Source organism: Flavobacterium sp. NRK1, from assembly GCF_024054175.1.
Lineage (GTDB): Bacteria > Bacteroidota > Bacteroidia > Flavobacteriales > Flavobacteriaceae > Flavobacterium.
On the sequence record NZ_JAMXLA010000001.1, the window covers coordinates 815,322 to 832,122 of the forward strand.

The window sequence follows — 16,801 nt, forward strand, 5'->3', positions numbered from 1 at the left end:
ACATTAAAGTAGCGATTTGTATTTCATCGGATTTTCAGCAAATTCTTTAATTACAGCATTACGTTTTAAAATAAGATTAGCCATATATTGTTTAAGGAAAAGCACATCTGCAATTTTACCTAAAAAGCTATAAGGACTGGTGTAATCAAAAACATCAGTCATTATGGTCATATCATTTTTTACATTAAATATATGCTCATGCTTAAAGCTTTTAAAAGCGCCCGAAACCATTTCATCTATAAAATAATTAGGAGCTTCAAAAGCTGTAATCTTGGAAGTTAGTATTTGGGTAAAGCCTAAATGTCTGGCTTTCCAGGTAACACTTTCTCCTATATTAATAAGACCAGATGTTTTCCCTGCAACAGCCTGTTCGTTTGTATGTACAGTAGAAATTTTATGAAGATCAATACTCCTGGAAAGATCAAATACAATCTCTGCAGAAGCATTAATGTATGTTTGCAACCTTATAACAGGCATAGTTAATTATAAACCCTTATCACGTTTGACGAAAGCTGTGCTACTTTATAAGCCTTTAACGGATATCGCACCGAAGTGTTTGCTTGTCCGTTAAAAAGGCTGTACTCAACATTATCACAAGGGCATTTTGCATTTACCCCATTTATAGTAAGCATAGAACATGTAGAAAGCTCCTGATTAGGGCAACTGGCCTCATAAGCAGTATATCCACTCCCTGTGTTAGTAACTATTACGCCATTTATACCTATGCCATCCTGTGTTATTCGAACCGGATTAGCCGGAAACTGTAATTGGGTATATAGTGGCAGATCCATATTTATATCTATAGAAAAATTATAATTAGGCAGGTATTTATTGTTATTGCTAAAATCATCTTTACTACAGTTAATCAAAAAAGGCATTACCAAAAGCAATAAAATATATTTTTTCATGCTGTTAAAATTTAGGTGTTATAATTATGAAACAAATTTAATTTAATTAACTTTGACCTATGCTATTGCATATTAAAAATTGAAATATTAAAAAAATATTATCTTTGCAGAAAGAAATCCCGTCCTGATGGGATTTTTTCTATTTATATAAACGACGAAGTTATGAGTACAGTATCTTATTATACCGCAGAAGGATTAAAAAAATTAAGGGATGAGTTAGATCACCTTAAAAGCATAGAGAGGCCAAAAGCATCTGCAGCGATAGCTGAGGCAAGAGATAAAGGAGATCTTTCTGAAAATGCAGAGTATGATGCTGCAAAAGAAGCTCAGGGCCTGCTTGAACTTAAAATATCTAAAATGGAAGAGCTTGTGGCTAATGCACGCCTTATTGACGAATCACAGCTTGACCTTACCAAAGCTCTGGTTTTAAGCACCGTTAAAATAAAAAACCAGGCTAACGGAATGGAAATGAAATATACACTTGTTGCCGAAAGCGAAGCTGATCTTAAAAGTGGAAAAATTTCGGTTACTTCTCCAATAGGCAAAGGACTTTTGGGAAAATCTGTAGGTGAAACTGCTGAAATTAAAGTACCTAACGGTACACTTAAGTTTGATGTACTTGAAATAACAAGAGATTAAGTATGAGTTCTATATTCACCAAAATAGTTAATGGGGAGATACCGGCATATAAAGTAGCCGAAGATGATAATTATCTTGCATTTCTGGATGTAAATCCAAATGCTAAAGGTCATACTTTATGTATTCCGAAACAGGAAATTGACAAGATTTTTGACATGGATGAAGAACAATATCTTGGCCTGATGAAGTTTTCGCGAAAAGTTGCAAAAGCACTTGAAAAAACAGTACCGTGCAAACGTGTTGGTATGTCTGTTATAGGTCTGGAAGTACCCCACACTCATGTTCACCTTATTCCGCTTAATGAAATGGATGAAATGCGTTTTATCAATAAAGTGAAACTTGAAAAAGAAGAGTTTGAAGCATTGGCAAAAGCAATAGCATCCAATTTTTAAACTTAAATAATATAAAGAAACTAAAGCCTCACAAATGTGAGGCTTTTTTTATTATAAGGAAATTAACTAATGTTAGAATTATATTTTTTATCATTGCAGAGAAATCTAACACAAAAAGCCATGAAAAAATTATTAGGATTAGGACTCGCATTACTATGCCTTACCTCTTGCTCCAGCGATGATGAAAAAACACCTACTGTAAATCTTGATCAGCTTGCAAAAAGATGGTTCTATGTTTCTACCAAAGTAGGCAGCCAAAAAACACCGTATGACGGCAATTTGCCATGCGGAAAAGATTATTTGGAATTTCAGGCAAACAATGTTGTAAGAGAAGGCGATTATTATGACTGTCAGCAGGATCCTGCAATAACAACAGGAAGTTATACTGTAGAAGAAGATACCGACAAGCTTACTACTACTATAGATGGAGAAACAATAGTTTATACTATTACAAAACTCAACTCTAAAGAGTTTCAGGCAGAAACCACCTTTAACAATTTAAAGATAACCTACATTTTTACAAGTACACCATAAAACAAAATCGGGATGATAAACATCCCGATTTTGTTTTATAGTTTTTTATAACTGGCCTGCATTGTTGTGCCTTTTCCGGGCTCAGACGACAGTACTTTTATTTTACCTTTATGATATTCTTCAACAATACGCTTAGTTAAAGAAAGGCCTAATCCCCACCCTCTTTTCTTTGTGGTAAAACCGGGCTCAAATACTTTTTTAAACTGAGATTTAGGTATTCCTTTACCTGTGTCACTTACTTTAATTTTAATAAAAGATTCATTTTCACTTATTATTAAATCAAGCCTGCCCTTACCTTTCATAGCATCTATGGCATTTTTTACCAGGTTTTCTATTGTCCAGCTATGCAGTTCGGGATTAAGCATAACATTTACCGGATGATTTGGAGCCATAAAAAAGAACTCTACCTGTTTAGATGCCCTTGACCTTAAATATTCAAAAGATTTTTCTGTTTCGGCAATAATATCTCTTTCTTCCAGCACCGGCTCAGAACCTACTTTAGAGAAACGTTCGGCTATAACCTGCAGCCTGTTTACATCTTTTTCAATTTCTGCTACAGTAGTTTCATCAACATTATCTGCTTTCATTATCTCTATCCACCCTAACAAAGAGGAGAGCGGAGTACCTATCTGATGGGCAGTTTCTTTTGCCATACCAGCCCAGAGCCTGTTTTGGGTAGCCATTTTACTGGCCCTATAAAAAATAAAGACTATAGCGGCAAACAGTACCACAATAATAACAAGTGTGATAGGATAATACTTAAGATTATTCAACAGTTGGGAATTGCCGTAATATAAAATTTGATTGTCATCCTTACCCACTTTTAACACAATAAAAGTACCTGCGTTTTTTAGATCCTGCAGATAATTTATTTTTCTGACAGAATCATTCTCAATTGCGGCAGGCAAATTTGCAGAACCTCTAATACTGTCTCTGCTATTAGTCAGAATAAGAGGCACGGTACTATTGCTTTGTAATATTAATGAAGGCAGCTCAAGATCAACATTGGTGTCTGTATTGTTAATCATGCTATACGCCTGAGCCAGCAATTCTACCTTCTTCCTTTCATCATTTTTAAATATGTTGAAAAAGTTATATGTATTCCAAAGTATAGAGATTACAATAAAAAAAGAGGCAGCGATAATTATCCAGCGTGTAATATTCCTGTTATCGGTAAATTGCATAAAATTCTATTTGTGGCTTAAAGATAGTAAAGTTGGCAGTGGTTTACAATAACGGCTTCGCATCGTTATTTATTTTATTAACACGACCGTTAAAACCCTGTGTCAATAGTATAGAAAAAGTATCTTTGTAAAAAACAAATAATCAAACATGCTCACTATAGACCCTAAAGAACTTACAACACAAAAACTGCATGGTTATTTACAAAGCTCGGTAGGACCAAGGCCCATTGCACTAGCAAGTACAATAGACGGCAACAATGTTCCTAATCTGTCTCCGTTCAGTTTTTTTAACCTTTTCAGTTCAAATCCGCCAATACTTATTTTTTCACCTTCGCGAAGAGTGCGCGATAATACCACCAAGCATACCCTTATGAATGCTGAGCTTACCCGCGAAGTAGTTATTAATGTGGTAAACTATGCCATGGTAGAGCAGGTATCATTATCAAGCACAGAATATGCTGCCGGGGTAAATGAGTTTGAAAAAGCCGGGTTTACCATGCTTCCGTCAGATACTGTTAAGCCATACAGGGTAAAAGAAGCACCAGTACAATTTGAATGCAGGGTTAACGAAATTATTGCATTGGGCACTGAAGGAGGCGCAGGTAACCTGATTTTGTGTGAAGTGCTTAAAATGCATATAGATGAAAGCATACTGGATGATAACGGAAGTATAGACCAGCATAAAATAGATTTAGTATCGCGCCTTGGCGGAAACTGGTATTCACGCAGTGCCGAAGGACTGTTTGAGGTAGAAAAGCCTCTTACAACATTAGGCATAGGTGTAGATGCAATACCTGATTTTATAAAACAAAGTAATATTTTTGACGGTAATGATCTCGGCAAATTAGGCAATACAGAAACTTTGCCTACTGATGAAGAAGTTAGTATATTTGTAAAAGAGAGCTTTGATATTAAGGCGGTTTTAAGCGCCGATGATGAAAACAAAAAGTTCCTGAAAGCCAAGGAATATCTTGACAATAATGAAGTTGCAAAAGCGTGGAAAGTGCTTTTAGCTAAAAAAGATTTTTTAATTTATTAACGATAGCTGCCGCAAGGCAGAAAATAACAGCAAACAATATGGAAGTTTCAGGAAGAATTAAGATGATTGACGAAACCAAAGCTTTTGGAGCAAACGGTTTCAGGAAAAGAGAAATGGTAGTTACTACAGATGAGCAGTACCCTCAGCACATTATGATAGAATTTACTCAGGACAAATGCGACCTGCTTAATAATTATGCAGTTGGCGAGCCTGTAAAAGTTTCCATAAACCTTAGAGGAAGAGAATGGGTTAACCCACAGGGGGAAACCAAATACTTTAACTCTATTCAGGGCTGGAGAATAGAAAAAATGCAGCCTGAAGCTCCACAAGGGTATCAACAGGCACCACAGGGCTACAACCAGGCTCCGCAGGGTTACCCGCAAACACCACCGGCAAACAATGACCGTTTTGAGCCGGCTAATAACTTTAAAGAAGAAGACCACGACGACTTACCATTCTAATAAAATAAAAACCGAAGCATTTAGCTTCGGTTTTTTTATAGTCTATTCTTAATAATCCTGCGTTAGGGTTTTTACAATCATCTGCAGACCGTAACAAAATACACACGCTTTATCGGGTTTTGCATAAACTCTGTTGTTATTATTATAAATGTAATGATAGCCATCTGGCGTTTTATATAGAACCGGTGCGTAGTAATAACACTTTTCACAATTTGTCTTGGTCTTTTTATTAAGATAAATATAAAATCTCTTAGTAATAATATTGTAGGGAGCTACATCTAATACTATTTTCTTAACTCGATAGCTCTTGGTTTCCGGTAAATTAATATGAATAGGTTCAGAGTTTATTTTAGGACCTACCTTATAATCATCGCCAATTTCAAACAGCGTCACTTCAAATTCTGTTTTTTCTATTTTAAAAGTTTGCGAATCTATAAAACCAATTTTTGGATCAATACTGGCCTCACTAAAAAACAAAGTTATATTTTGCAATTTTCCTTCAGGCAGGCTGTCTACAAAATAATATACAGGGTCTTCTGTAAAAAACAAAATATTATCAGTACGCGTTAAATCGTACGTCCCAATTTTAATTTTTTTTATTTTAGGCTTTTTATCATTTTTTTCAATCCATACATCACTTAGTTGTATAGTATCCTTACTAAGGTTTTGCGCAGATAAAGATGAAAAAAATAAAAAGCAAAAAAATATAAGAAGTCGGTTCATAAAAAGATTTGGTTTACTCAATAACGTAAGAAAAATAGAGATATTACATTAAAATAGCAACTAACAATCCTAATTGATTATATACATAAAAAAAGGAGAGCCGAACCACCAGCTCTCCAGATAAATTTAGCTAAAACACAAACTATGAAATAGATATATTATATCGTTATAGTTTAAAAACTATAAATTTTCACAGCACTTGTATTCTTGTACAATAGTACAACAGAAATAACGAAAAAACCTACGTTTAATTATATGGTTATGTAAATTTCTTACATTATAACAAAAATATAATATGGTGTTATTTTTAAGAGACATTATTGCCATTATAATTTAAATTTGCAGAAATTTATTGTAAATGTATTTCCTGTCCCGCGAACTATACTTCCCTCCTGCTAAAAATGCCTCTCCTGAGGGCATTGTGGCTATTGGAGGAGATTTATCGCCGGAGCGTCTTATATTAGCTTACAGAAACGGCATTTTTCCCTGGTTTGAAGATGATGAACCTATACTGTGGTGGAGTCCGCCAGAAAGGATGGTTTTATTTTTTAATGACCTGAAAGTTTCTAAAAGTATGCGCAACATACTAAACCGGGGAATTTTTAAGGTTACATTTAATACTGCTTTTAGTGAAGTGATTGCCAACTGCCGCAGCATTAAACGTGACGGGCAGCCCGGTACATGGATAACTCCGGATATGGTAGCTGCATATTGCAGGCTTCATGAGCTGGGTATTGCAAAGTCTGTAGAAGTCTGGAAAGATGATGAACTTGTAGGCGGATTATATGGTGTAGATCTTGGTCATGTATTTTGCGGAGAGAGCATGTTCTCTAAAGTAAGTAATGCCAGCAAGATAGCTTTTATAGCGCTGGCAAAACAATTACAGCTTGCCAATTACCGCCTTTTAGACTGCCAGGTACATAATGACCATTTAGAAAGTCTGGGAGCAAGGGAAATAGACCGTGAAGATTTCCTCGAAACACTTAATTTTAGTTATCGTTAGTTATCGGCTGATAGTACTTAGACTTTCTGAAAAGAGATTTTTTTTAACATCTCTACACTACGCCCAAAATGACAAAACTCAAGAAATTAGTATAGGTATATAAAATAAAAAACCCATCTCGCTAAGCGGATGGGTTTTTATATGATAGAGTATATTCTTAAGCTTCGAATGGAACTATAGAAACGAAAGATTTGTTATCACCTTTCTTCTGGAATTTCACTACACCGTCAACTTTTGCATGAAGAGTATGATCTTTACCCATGTAAACGTTTTCACCCGGGTTGTGCTTAGAACCTCTTTGTCTTACGATAATGTTACCGGCAATAGCAGCCTGTCCACCATAAATCTTAACGCCTAAACGTTTCGATTCTGATTCCCTACCATTCTTGGAACTACCGACACCTTTCTTGTGAGCCATGATGTTTTGTTTTTAAATGTTAATTATTCCTCTGTAGCTTCCGCTTTTTTAGCTGCCGCTTTTTTCTTTGGTGCTGCACCAACTCCTGTAATACCGGAAATCTGGATTTGCGTTAAAGACTGACGGTGGCCATTTTTAACTTTGTAACCTTTTCTTCTTTTCTTTTTGAAAACAATTACTTTTTCACCTTTTAAGTGCTGAATCACTTTGGCTTCAACAGAAGCTCCTTCTATAGCCGGGGCGCCTATAGTTATGCTTCCGTTATCATCTAATAAAAGAACTTTTGCAAATGAAATTGCATCGCCTTCTTTAGCTTCTAAACGGTGAACATAAACCTTAAGGTCTTTGCTAACTTTAAATTGTTGCCCTGCTATCTCTACGATTGCGTACATAACAATATGGTTTAATTAATTTTTTTTAAGAGCGCAAATATACAACTTATTATTTATCAGGCAACATGAAGCAACTAATTTATATGAAAAAATCTGCTTTTAAACGCATAAAAAGCGAATACTTAAAAAATTGTAAAATTATTGTAACAAAATACCGAAATTGCACACCAATTAGCAATATCAAAATAATTATTAATTTTTATGAAAAAATCTTTAATGGCTTTGGGTTCACTTCTAATGCTTGGCGGAGTTGCTTCAGCTCAAAAAGTGGCATTCGAAGAATACAATTTAGATAATGGGCTGCACGTTATCCTTCACCAGGATAAATCTGCCCCGGTTATCATTACTTCCGTAATGTATCATGTAGGTTCTAAAGATGAGAACCCTGAAAGAACAGGTTTTGCTCACTTTTTTGAACACTTACTGTTTGAAGGTACAGAAAACATTAAACGTGGCGAATGGTTTAAAATAGTTACTGCAAATGGCGGTAATAACAATGCAAACACTTCTGACGACAGAACGTACTACTATGAAGTTTTCCCTTCTAACAACCTTGAACTTGCTATCTGGATGGAATCTGAAAGGATGCTTCACCCGGTTATCAATCAGATAGGTGTTGATACCCAGAATGAGGTTGTTAAAGAAGAAAAAAGGCTTCGTATAGATAATCAGCCATACGGTAACCTTATTGCTGAAGTTAAAAGAAATATGTTTAAAGTTCACCCTTACCGTTGGGCTACTATCGGATCTATGGATCACTTAGATGCTGCAACACTTGAGGAATTCCAGGCTTTCAACAAAAAATTCTATATTCCTAACAATGCCGTACTTGTTGTAGCAGGAGATTTTGAAACTGCACAGGCTAAAAAATGGATAAGCGAATATTTTAGCAAAGTACCGAAAGGAACACCTATAACACGTCAGAAATTTGAAGAGCAGCCTATAACACAGGCTTTTAAAGCTACTTACGAAGACCCTAACGTTCAGCTTCCAATGGTAGTTACTGCTTACAGAACTCCATCTATGAAAACCAAAGATGCTAAAGTTCTTGACATGATATCTTCTATCCTTACTGGCGGTAAAAGCTCAAGGATGTATAAGAAAATTGTAGATGAGAAAAAAATGGCACTGCAAATTGGCGCTTTCAACTACAGCCAGGAAGATTACGGACTATATATAGTGTACGGAATACCAATGCAGGGCTATACAGCTGCTGATATTATGAAAGAAGCTGACGAAGAAATTGTAAAACTTCAGACAGACCTTATTTCTGAAAGAGAATTCCAAAAATTACAAAATGAGATAGAGAGCAACTACGTAAGCGCTAACTCAAATGTAGAAGGTATTGCAGAAAACCTTGCATCTTTTTATCTGCTTTATGGCGACACAAACCTTATTAATACAGAAATAGACATTTACCGTTCTATTACAAGAGAAGATATTAGGGAAGCAGCAAGAAAATACCTTAACCCTAATCAACGTTTAACCCTGGATTACGTAGGAGCTAAAGATAAAGCACAAAACTAAGCATAGAAAAATATCATGAAAAAAGTAATATATATTTTAGCCAGCGTGTTTTTAACCATGAGTATGCAGGCACAAATTATACCTCAGCCTAAACCGGGACCGGCTCCTAAAGTTAATGTAGGCAAACCTGAAACCTTTACCCTTAAAAACGGATTAAAAGTTTTAGTAGTAGAAAATCATAAGCTTCCAACTGTATCGTATACGCTTACAATGGACAATGCTCCATATGCCGAAGGAAGTAAAAAAGGTGTGTCTGACATGACTGCATCTTTAATGGGTTCAGGCACAAAAAAAATGTCTAAAGACGCCTTTAATGAAGAAGTAGACTTTTTAGGCGCAAGCATTGGCTACGGTTCTCAATCGGCTTACGCAAGCGGTCTTTCTAAATATTCTAACAGAATATTAGAACTTATGGCTGACGGTGCTCTTAACCCTGTATTTACACAGGCTGAATTTGACAAACAAAAAGCTCAGATTCTTGAAGGTCTTAAATCTAATGAAAAAAGTGTGCCGGCAATTGCAGGAAGAGTAGGTAATGTTCTTGTATATGGTAAAAACCACCCTAATGGAGAATACCTTAGTGAAGAAACACTTAACAATGTAACTCTTGCTGATGTTCAGGATAACTATAACACTTATTTTGTACCGGGCAATGCATATCTTGTTGTTGTAGGTGACGTTAAACTAAAAGACGTTAAGAAACAAGTAGAAAAATTATTTGGTTCATGGGAGGCTGCAAAAGCTCCAAATGTATCATACAGCGACCCTAAAGACGTTCAGTACACACAGATAAACTTTGTAGACATGCCTAATGCAGTACAATCTGAAATATCTGTTGTAAACGTGGTAAACATGAAGATGACCGACAAAGATTACTTTGCTACACTTCTTGCAAACCAGATTTTAGGCGGTGGCGGTGAAGGAAGACTTTTCCTTAACCTGCGTGAAGCTCACGGATGGACATATGGTGCTTACTCATCAGTTCATGGTGGTAAATATGTTAGCGAATTCTCTTCTTCAACTTCTGTAAGAAATACTGTTACTGACAGTGCCGTTGCTGAAATACTGAACGAGATCAAAAAAATAAGAACTGACCTTGTTTCTGAAGAAGATCTTAAAAATGCAAAAGCCAAATATGTTGGAAGCTTTGTAATGAACATGGAAAAACCGGGAACTGTTGCCCGTTATGCCCTAACTACAGAAACTCAAAATCTGCCTGCAGACTTTTATGAGAACTACATTAAAAATATTAATGCTGTAACTCCTGAAGATATCAGAAATGCTGCGAAAAGATTTTTCCTTGCAGAGAATGCACGTATAGTTATTGTAGGTAAAGCTGCAGATGTACTTCCGGGTCTTGAACGCAGAAATATACCAATCTTTTATTTCGACAAATATGGTAAGCCAACTGAAAAGCCGGCTACTAAAAAAGAGGTTCCTGCCGGCGTAACAGCTAAAACTGTTTTAGACAACTATATTAAAGCTGTTGGTGGTGAAGCTGCACTTAAGAATGTTAAGAGTATAGCTACGAAATCTACAGCAACTGTACAGGGAGCTCCGGTAGTATTTACATCTAAAGTAACTTCAAAAAACCAACGCGCTGTAGAAATTACAGTAATGGGTAACTCTATGTTTAAAGAGGTTGTAAACGAAAAAGGTGCATATATGGTTCAGCAAGGACAAAAAATGGATGTTCCTGCCGAAGAGGTAGCAGAACTTAAAGCTAGTGCTGTTCCTTTTGAAGAACTTACTCTTGCAGCTAATCCTGCTGTTAAAGTAACAGGAATTGAGCCAATAAATGGTGCAGATGCTTATGCTGTTAAAAATGACAAAACAACTTACTATTATGATGTAAAAACAGGATATAAAGTTGCTGAGTCTAACGAACAGGAAGGTCCGGACGGACAAAAAGCCACCTTATTTACTTACTATGGCGACTACAAAGACATTAAAGGTATTAAAGTACCTTATAAAATAAACATGAATGTTGGTATTGAACTTGACCTTACTGTTAGCGAGGTTAAAATTAACGAAGGAATAACTCCTGCCGATTTCCAATAATATTGTTTTGATATTAAACAGAGAAGGCTCCCATAGTATGGGAGCCTTTTTATTTTTAAACAAGATATTATTTTCTGGCAGAGAAATAAACCCCTATTAATATTATGGCCGCATCTGCAGTCTGTATTAACGTAAGCGATTCGCCATCCAGCAAACCCCAGCCAAAAGCTACAACAGGTATAAGATAAGTTACCGAAGATGAAAAAATGGGTGACGACATTTGTATAAGCTTAAAGAAAACTATATTAGCTACGCCAGTTCCTAAAATAGCCAGTATAGCAATATACATCATAGCTTTGTGTGTTTGAGGGAGTAAGGCTACATCATAAAAGCCTGAAAAAGACAGTACAAGTATTGCAGGAATAAGCATTATAGTAAAATTACCCGTACTTATAGTTAGCGGACTAAGGTCTGACAGATATTTTTTTATAAGATTTACATTGGTTGCATAGCAAACAGAAGCTACAACTACAAACAATGCATAATAATAGTTTTGATTAGGGTTGTTAATTGCTCCGTTATAAATAAGAAGTACACATCCAACAAGCCCAATTATCACCCCTATAAGCTGCCTTCTCTGAAAGCTCAGCCCAAACAATGTTACACCCAGCACAAGCGTATTAAGAGGTGTGAGCGAGTTTAATATAGCACTAACAGAACTGTTTATCTGCATTTGGGCAATAGAAAAAAGAAAGGCAGGTAAAAAAGTACCCATTAAAGCTGTGAGGGCAATATATTTCCATTTACCCTGAGGAATATTTTTAAGAGTTTTAAACCCTATGATGAGTAAAAAGACCGCACAGAAAATTATTCGGATAGACCCCAGCTGAAAAGGGTTGAGGCCTTCCAGCCCTCGTTTAATCAGTATAAAAGAACTTCCCCAAATAAGAGACAACAAAGCCAGCAAATACCATTTAAGGTGTTTAGATTGCATAGAATAAATTTTTCATTCAAAATTCCAATATAATAATCGGCATTGCAAATCGTTTTTGTATAAATTTGTAATCTCTTTTAAAAGAACTGTTTAAAATTAATATACAATATACTATGAACCTAGTAAAAAAACTTTCGTTTTTCGCTTTAGCAGCTATTCTTTTTACAAGCTGTAAAGATACTTCTAAAGACGGCAACCTAGAAACCCCTGCAGAAGGCACAGTAACCGACACCACCCAGGTTAAAGAAACTGCCGCTAACCTTGAAACTACCACTTTTAAAATAGACGGAATGACATGTCCTATGGGGTGTGCCAAAACTATTGAAACCAAACTTGCAGGTATGGACGGGGTTGAAAAAGCTACCGTTGACTTTGATACTAAAACTGCTACTATTTCTTTTGATGCTGCAAAACAAACACCTGAAAAATTTGTTGAAACAGTAGAACACATTGCAGATGGAGCATATAAAGTATCTGATGTTAAAAACTCCGGAGACAAAGCATACTACTCTGTAGATCAGGAAAAAGAAAAGAAAGCAGACAGGAAAGCAAAAAAGGCAGATAAAAAATCTAAAGCTGCATGCTGCTCATCTGAAGCTAAAACTGCGAAAAAAGGCGGATGCTGTTCAGCAGATAAAAAAGCAGAAAAAGGCACTTTGTAATTTAATTGCATATATAACACAAAAAAAGCATCCTTAATCAGGATGCTTTTTTATTTATAGTTAAATGGTTATTTCCATTTAATGGTTTCCATAATGTTTTTCATATCATCGCGCAGGTAACTTGCTGCAGGCATAATAGAGTCAAAATTTGGTTTAGCATAAAAATATACCGATCCCGCCAAAAAATGACTCGTGCTGTCCGTCACATAAAACTGGGCATTGGTAGCCGCATTTCCCCCAACCTCATAAAACATACCATAAACTTTTTTTTCAGGATTAAGATAGGGCTGCTCCCTTATATCATCTGCTTTAACAACCTGCTTGTAAGTTAAGGTCTGAGCATCTCTAAGCAATTTTTCTAAATTGCCGTTTATAGGCTTATAATTTATATAAATAGTAGCCTTCATCTTAGGGTAATGAATTTCAAGACTACCGCAATCTTTTCCTGTTTTTAGTTTAGCCAGGGAGTTATAACCAAAAGTAAAGGGGCATGGCTCATCAAAAGGCACGTATTTCCCCATCGGGTAATCAAGCCTCAGGTAAGCTTTTGGTTTAGGCAGTGTGTCTCCGCCACAGCTTACAGACAGCGCCAAAACAGAGATTAACGCACCTAACCCTGCTAATTTTTTTATACTATTCATTTAAGTGTAACCTTAATTTGTTTTATCCTTCTCTTATCAACTGATTCGACGGTAAAGATATTGCCATTAAAGCTAATTTTTTGTCCTTTTTTTGGAAAATTACCCGATATTTCCAAAAGGAAGCCTGCCAGTGTTTCAGCCTCACCTTTTGCCTCTTCAAATTCATCCTCTTCAATATCAGTTATGCGGTAAAAATCTTTAAGGCTTATTTTTCCGTCAAACAGGTAATTATGATCGTCTATACGAGTGTATATAATATCCTCGTCGTCAAATTCATCACTTATATCACCTACTATTTCTTCAAGTATATCTTCAAGCGATATAAGCCCTGACGTTCCTCCATATTCATCTACCACTATTGCAAGGTGATTTTTCATATTCTGAAACTCTTTCAGCAGGTTATCAAGCTTTTTGTTTTCAGGCACAAAAAAAGGTTCCCTTACAATAGTCTGCCATTCAAAATTGTCGTTGTCTATATGAGGAATAAGATCTTTCACAAAAAGTACACCTTCGATCTGATCTATATTATCGCGATATACTGGTATGCGTGAAAAACCCCTGTTAACAATTTCTGGCATGATTTCAATAAAAGAAGTTTCTATGTCAATAGCAAAAATATCAATACGGGGGCTCATTACCTGTTTTACATCAGTATTTCCAAAAGAAACAATTCCCTCCAGTATCTTTTGTTCTTCCATAGTAGCATCACCGTAATCCGTAAGCTCCAGTGCTTGTGAAAGCCTGTCTATGGAAAGGCCCGCACCCTGTGCGCCGATTTTTTTATGAAACCTGAGAGTAACCTCGCGCATTGGCACGCTTAATGGTGACAGTAATTTGTTAAGCACAAAAAGTATATAGCAAATTCTTGAAGCAAATTTAGTATTGTTCCTGCCTGCATATACTTTTGGCACTACTTCACCAAACAGCAGCACTACAAAAGTTACCACCAGCACCTGAACTGCTATACTTAACCACGGCAATGCTATATTGCCAAACAGGATGTTGCTTATCCTGAAAAACAGGATAATAAGTGCTATATTAATAAAGGTATTAGTAATAAGAATGGTAGCCAGTAGTTTTTTTGGCTTTTCCAGTAACGAAACAATTATGCTCCCTTTTTTGGGATTATTCTGATTTATTTTTTCAAGATCCTGCGGAGTGAGCGAAAAGATTGCCACTTCTGTGCCGGATATGAACGCAGAGCTTATTAATAGGATAAATATTCCTGCAAAGCCTGCAATAAGGCTGTAATCTGGTGAGATGTAACTCGAGGGATCGGGGTCCAAAACATTGGGTATTAGTTAAACATTAAAATGGCAGGTCATCACTTGGTCCCGGCACATTTCCATCATAATTCGATTTAGCAGATTCATTTGCCGCTTGCGATGCAAAACCCTGCTGCTGTTTATTATCAAGTTCTTTTTTTGTGGTCAGAAAAGTAAATTCTGTAACCTGTATTTCAGTAGTATATTTAGTAGCACCGTCTTCACCCTGCCACTGGCGCGATTTTATACGTCCTTCAACATATATCTTATCGCCTTTGCTAAGATACTTCTCGCATATCTCGGCAGCTTTATTGCGCACTACCAGGTTATGCCATTCGGTAGATGTTATTTTTTCGTTAGTCTGCTTATTAATGTAAATTTCATTTGTTGCCAGTGGAAAACGGCCAATACAGTTTCCCCCTTCAAAATAATGAAGTTTTACATCATCGCCCAAATGCCCTATCAGCATCACTTTATTTAACGTACCGTTCATGAATTCTACTGATTAGTTCAATCAAATATACCACTTTTAATCCTTTCTCCAATAGCTCTCCATAAAATTGTGGATAACAATAGGATAAGGATAAGATTTCAAAACGTTAACATCTAAAGCATTATTAATCAATTCTTTTGTAGTTACTTGCCAAAACCGAATGTATAAATGCTGATGCGATAGCTTGTTAACTATAACATCGTCATTAAGCAGCTTTATATCTTCCGGATTAAATCCTAAGCCAGTAAAATTCTTAATTAATTCAACGGTCCTGTTATTTGAAGTAAGTATTTCTGTTTCAAGAAGTGGAAACTCATATAAATTATGCCATATTCCTTTGGCAATACGTTTCTGCACCACGCTATATCCTCTGGAGTCTTTTACCACAATATAGTTAAAGTACCTGTTAGTGACCTTGGTTTTTTTAAGCTTAACAGGCAGATGCCCTGTCCTGCCGGTATTAAATGCAACACAATCTTTATTAAAAATACAAATACTACAGTCAGGACTTTTAGGCACGCATTGCAGCGCACCAAACTCCATCATTGCCTGATTAAATTCAGAAGCCTTGCCTTTAGGCATGAGTGAAGCAGCCAGTTCGGTAAATTGTTTTTTTGCTCCACCAGATGAAATGTCTGTATCTATACCAAAAACACGCGACAACACTCTATATACATTACCATCTACTACAGGTACAGGTTCCCCATAACTAATGGAGGCTATCGCGGCAGCCGTATATTCACCCACACCTTTAAGTTTTAGCAAACCTGCATAGCTGTCAGGAAAATTGCCACCCATCTCGAACGCCACCTGCTTAGCAGTAGCGTGAAGATTACGGGCACGTGAGTAATAACCCAGTCCCTGCCATAATTTAAGCACCTGCTCTTCCGGCGCGGCAGCCATATCATGGACGGTAGGGAATGCTTCCAAAAAACGTAAAAAATAGGGTAATCCCTGTGCCACACGGGTTTGCTGTAACATAATTTCTGACAGCCAAACGGGGTACGGATTTGTAGTTTTTCGCCACGGCAAATCGCGCTTATTTTGTAAATACCAATGAATTAAAGACTTAGAAAACTCCATTTTTTTTAACTAGCCCACAAAAGTAAAAGTTTATGTTATTAAATTTTAATAGATTAACCTTGAATTATTGTTTTTTTAATTCTTATATTTGCACTCTCAAAAAAATACACAATCATAAATTAGAAAGAAAATGACGAAAGCAGACATCGTAGCGAAAATTTCGGAGAAACTTGGACTTGAGAAAGGTGATGTACAAGCAACAGTTGAGTCTTTTATGGAAGAAGTAAAAAACTCTCTTGAGACTGGTGACAATGTATACCTAAGAGGTTTTGGAAGTTTTATCATCAAAACGCGCGCTGAAAAAACAGGTAGAAACATATCTAAGAACACTACCATTAAGATTCCTGCTCACAACATCCCGGCATTCAAACCTGCAAAGATTTTTGTTGACGGAGTAAAAACAAATACTGAGGCTAAAGTAAACTAATTATTAACCACCTAA

General features: G+C 36.2%; 21 protein-coding genes. 10 read left to right on the plus strand and 11 right to left on the minus strand.

The genetic code is table 11. The annotated features are described in order from the left end of the window. Window positions 1–3: 3 nt before the first annotated feature. Window positions 4–477, minus strand: coding sequence for an SRPBCC family protein (locus NHE85_RS03930; RefSeq protein ID WP_252809869.1), 474 nt, complete (start codon window positions 475–477; stop codon window positions 4–6). Between the two features lie 2 nt (window positions 478–479). Further along, the gene (locus tag NHE85_RS03935; RefSeq protein ID WP_252809871.1) at window positions 480–908 is read right to left on the minus strand and encodes a hypothetical protein; all 429 of its coding nucleotides are present in this window, start codon (window positions 906–908) and stop codon (window positions 480–482) included. A 162-nt stretch (window positions 909–1,070) separates the two neighbouring features. Here NHE85_RS03935 and greA point away from each other — a divergent pair, with 162 nt between their 5' ends. The 3 genes from greA to NHE85_RS03950 all read left to right on the plus strand — a co-directional run bounded on the left by greA (window position 1,071) and on the right by NHE85_RS03950 (window position 2,473). Next, a complete protein-coding gene (gene greA, locus NHE85_RS03940; RefSeq protein WP_252809873.1) occupies window positions 1,071–1,547 on the plus strand; it encodes a transcription elongation factor GreA in 477 nt (158 codons plus the stop codon). A gap of 2 nt (window positions 1,548–1,549) precedes the next feature. Continuing rightward, window positions 1,550–1,939, plus strand: a complete 390-nt coding sequence (locus NHE85_RS03945) for an HIT family protein (RefSeq protein WP_252809875.1) — start codon at window positions 1,550–1,552, stop codon at window positions 1,937–1,939. 120 nt (window positions 1,940–2,059) lie between these two features. Further along, entirely contained in the window at window positions 2,060–2,473 is a 414-nt protein-coding gene (locus NHE85_RS03950; protein ID WP_252809877.1) for a hypothetical protein, read from the plus strand. A 35-nt stretch (window positions 2,474–2,508) separates the two neighbouring features. On the opposite strand, the gene NHE85_RS03955 is transcribed toward NHE85_RS03950, so the two are convergent. Beyond that, window positions 2,509–3,657, minus strand: a complete 1,149-nt coding sequence (locus NHE85_RS03955; protein WP_252809879.1) for a PAS domain-containing sensor histidine kinase — start codon at window positions 3,655–3,657, stop codon at window positions 2,509–2,511. 148 nt (window positions 3,658–3,805) lie between these two features. Between NHE85_RS03955 and NHE85_RS03960 the strand changes: the two genes are divergently transcribed. Together NHE85_RS03960 and NHE85_RS03965 are read left to right on the plus strand one after the other, a co-directional pair. Continuing rightward, window positions 3,806–4,696 carry a flavin reductase family protein gene (locus tag NHE85_RS03960; RefSeq protein ID WP_252809881.1) on the plus strand — a complete coding sequence of 297 codons (891 nt, stop codon included), beginning with the start codon at window positions 3,806–3,808 and terminating at the stop codon, window positions 4,694–4,696. 38 nt (window positions 4,697–4,734) lie between these two features. Next, window positions 4,735–5,157, plus strand: coding sequence for a DUF3127 domain-containing protein (locus NHE85_RS03965; protein WP_252809883.1), 423 nt, complete (start codon window positions 4,735–4,737; stop codon window positions 5,155–5,157). A 48-nt stretch (window positions 5,158–5,205) separates the two neighbouring features. On the opposite strand, the gene NHE85_RS03970 is transcribed toward NHE85_RS03965, so the two are convergent. Further along, window positions 5,206–5,880, minus strand: coding sequence for a hypothetical protein (locus tag NHE85_RS03970; protein ID WP_252809885.1), 675 nt, complete (start codon window positions 5,878–5,880; stop codon window positions 5,206–5,208). A gap of 358 nt (window positions 5,881–6,238) precedes the next feature. Between NHE85_RS03970 and aat the strand changes: the two genes are divergently transcribed. Further along, a complete protein-coding gene (gene aat, locus NHE85_RS03975) occupies window positions 6,239–6,883 on the plus strand; it encodes a leucyl/phenylalanyl-tRNA--protein transferase (protein WP_252809887.1) in 645 nt (214 codons plus the stop codon). Window positions 6,884–7,040: 157 nt separating this feature from the next. On the opposite strand, the gene rpmA is transcribed toward aat, so the two are convergent. Beyond that, window positions 7,041–7,301 (minus strand): 50S ribosomal protein L27, encoded by a 261-nt coding sequence (gene rpmA, locus NHE85_RS03980; protein WP_108777454.1) that lies wholly within the window; start codon window positions 7,299–7,301, stop codon window positions 7,041–7,043. A gap of 23 nt (window positions 7,302–7,324) precedes the next feature. Next, window positions 7,325–7,693, minus strand: coding sequence for a 50S ribosomal protein L21 (gene rplU, locus NHE85_RS03985; protein WP_252809889.1), 369 nt, complete (start codon window positions 7,691–7,693; stop codon window positions 7,325–7,327). A 201-nt stretch (window positions 7,694–7,894) separates the two neighbouring features. On the opposite strand from rplU, the gene NHE85_RS03990 reads away from it, so the two are divergent. Both NHE85_RS03990 and NHE85_RS03995 read left to right on the plus strand, forming a co-directional pair. Further along, complete coding sequence (locus NHE85_RS03990; protein WP_252809891.1) at window positions 7,895–9,220, plus strand: pitrilysin family protein; 1,326 nt, start codon at window positions 7,895–7,897, stop codon at window positions 9,218–9,220. 15 nt (window positions 9,221–9,235) lie between these two features. Next, the gene (locus NHE85_RS03995) at window positions 9,236–11,281 is read left to right on the plus strand and encodes a pitrilysin family protein (protein ID WP_252809892.1); all 2,046 of its coding nucleotides are present in this window, start codon (window positions 9,236–9,238) and stop codon (window positions 11,279–11,281) included. A gap of 67 nt (window positions 11,282–11,348) precedes the next feature. Here the strand turns inward: NHE85_RS03995 and NHE85_RS04000 are convergent, their stop codons facing one another. Continuing rightward, window positions 11,349–12,215: a DMT family transporter gene (locus NHE85_RS04000; RefSeq protein ID WP_252809893.1), complete on the minus strand. Its 867-nt coding sequence runs from the start codon at window positions 12,213–12,215 to the stop codon at window positions 11,349–11,351. 113 nt (window positions 12,216–12,328) lie between these two features. On the opposite strand from NHE85_RS04000, the gene NHE85_RS04005 reads away from it, so the two are divergent. Beyond that, window positions 12,329–12,877, plus strand: coding sequence for a heavy-metal-associated domain-containing protein (locus NHE85_RS04005; RefSeq protein ID WP_252809894.1), 549 nt, complete (start codon window positions 12,329–12,331; stop codon window positions 12,875–12,877). Window positions 12,878–12,945: 68 nt separating this feature from the next. Here the strand turns inward: NHE85_RS04005 and gldD are convergent, their stop codons facing one another. From gldD to mutY, 4 genes are read right to left on the minus strand one after another with little or no spacing between them, the layout of a single operon-like run. Next, a complete protein-coding gene (gene gldD / locus NHE85_RS04010) occupies window positions 12,946–13,518 on the minus strand; it encodes a gliding motility lipoprotein GldD (protein WP_252809895.1) in 573 nt (190 codons plus the stop codon). Next, complete coding sequence (gene gldE, locus NHE85_RS04015; protein WP_252809896.1) at window positions 13,515–14,804, minus strand: gliding motility-associated protein GldE; 1,290 nt, start codon at window positions 14,802–14,804, stop codon at window positions 13,515–13,517. The genes gldD and gldE overlap by 4 nt, the downstream gene beginning before the upstream one ends. Before the next feature lie 22 nt (window positions 14,805–14,826). Next, window positions 14,827–15,276: a single-stranded DNA-binding protein gene (locus NHE85_RS04020; protein WP_252809899.1), complete on the minus strand. Its 450-nt coding sequence runs from the start codon at window positions 15,274–15,276 to the stop codon at window positions 14,827–14,829. A gap of 36 nt (window positions 15,277–15,312) precedes the next feature. After that, the gene (mutY, locus tag NHE85_RS04025; protein ID WP_252809901.1) at window positions 15,313–16,359 is read right to left on the minus strand and encodes an A/G-specific adenine glycosylase; all 1,047 of its coding nucleotides are present in this window, start codon (window positions 16,357–16,359) and stop codon (window positions 15,313–15,315) included. Between the two features lie 130 nt (window positions 16,360–16,489). On the opposite strand from mutY, the gene NHE85_RS04030 reads away from it, so the two are divergent. Beyond that, complete coding sequence (locus NHE85_RS04030; RefSeq protein ID WP_057671073.1) at window positions 16,490–16,786, plus strand: HU family DNA-binding protein; 297 nt, start codon at window positions 16,490–16,492, stop codon at window positions 16,784–16,786. The last annotated feature ends 15 nt before the right edge of the window (window positions 16,787–16,801 follow it).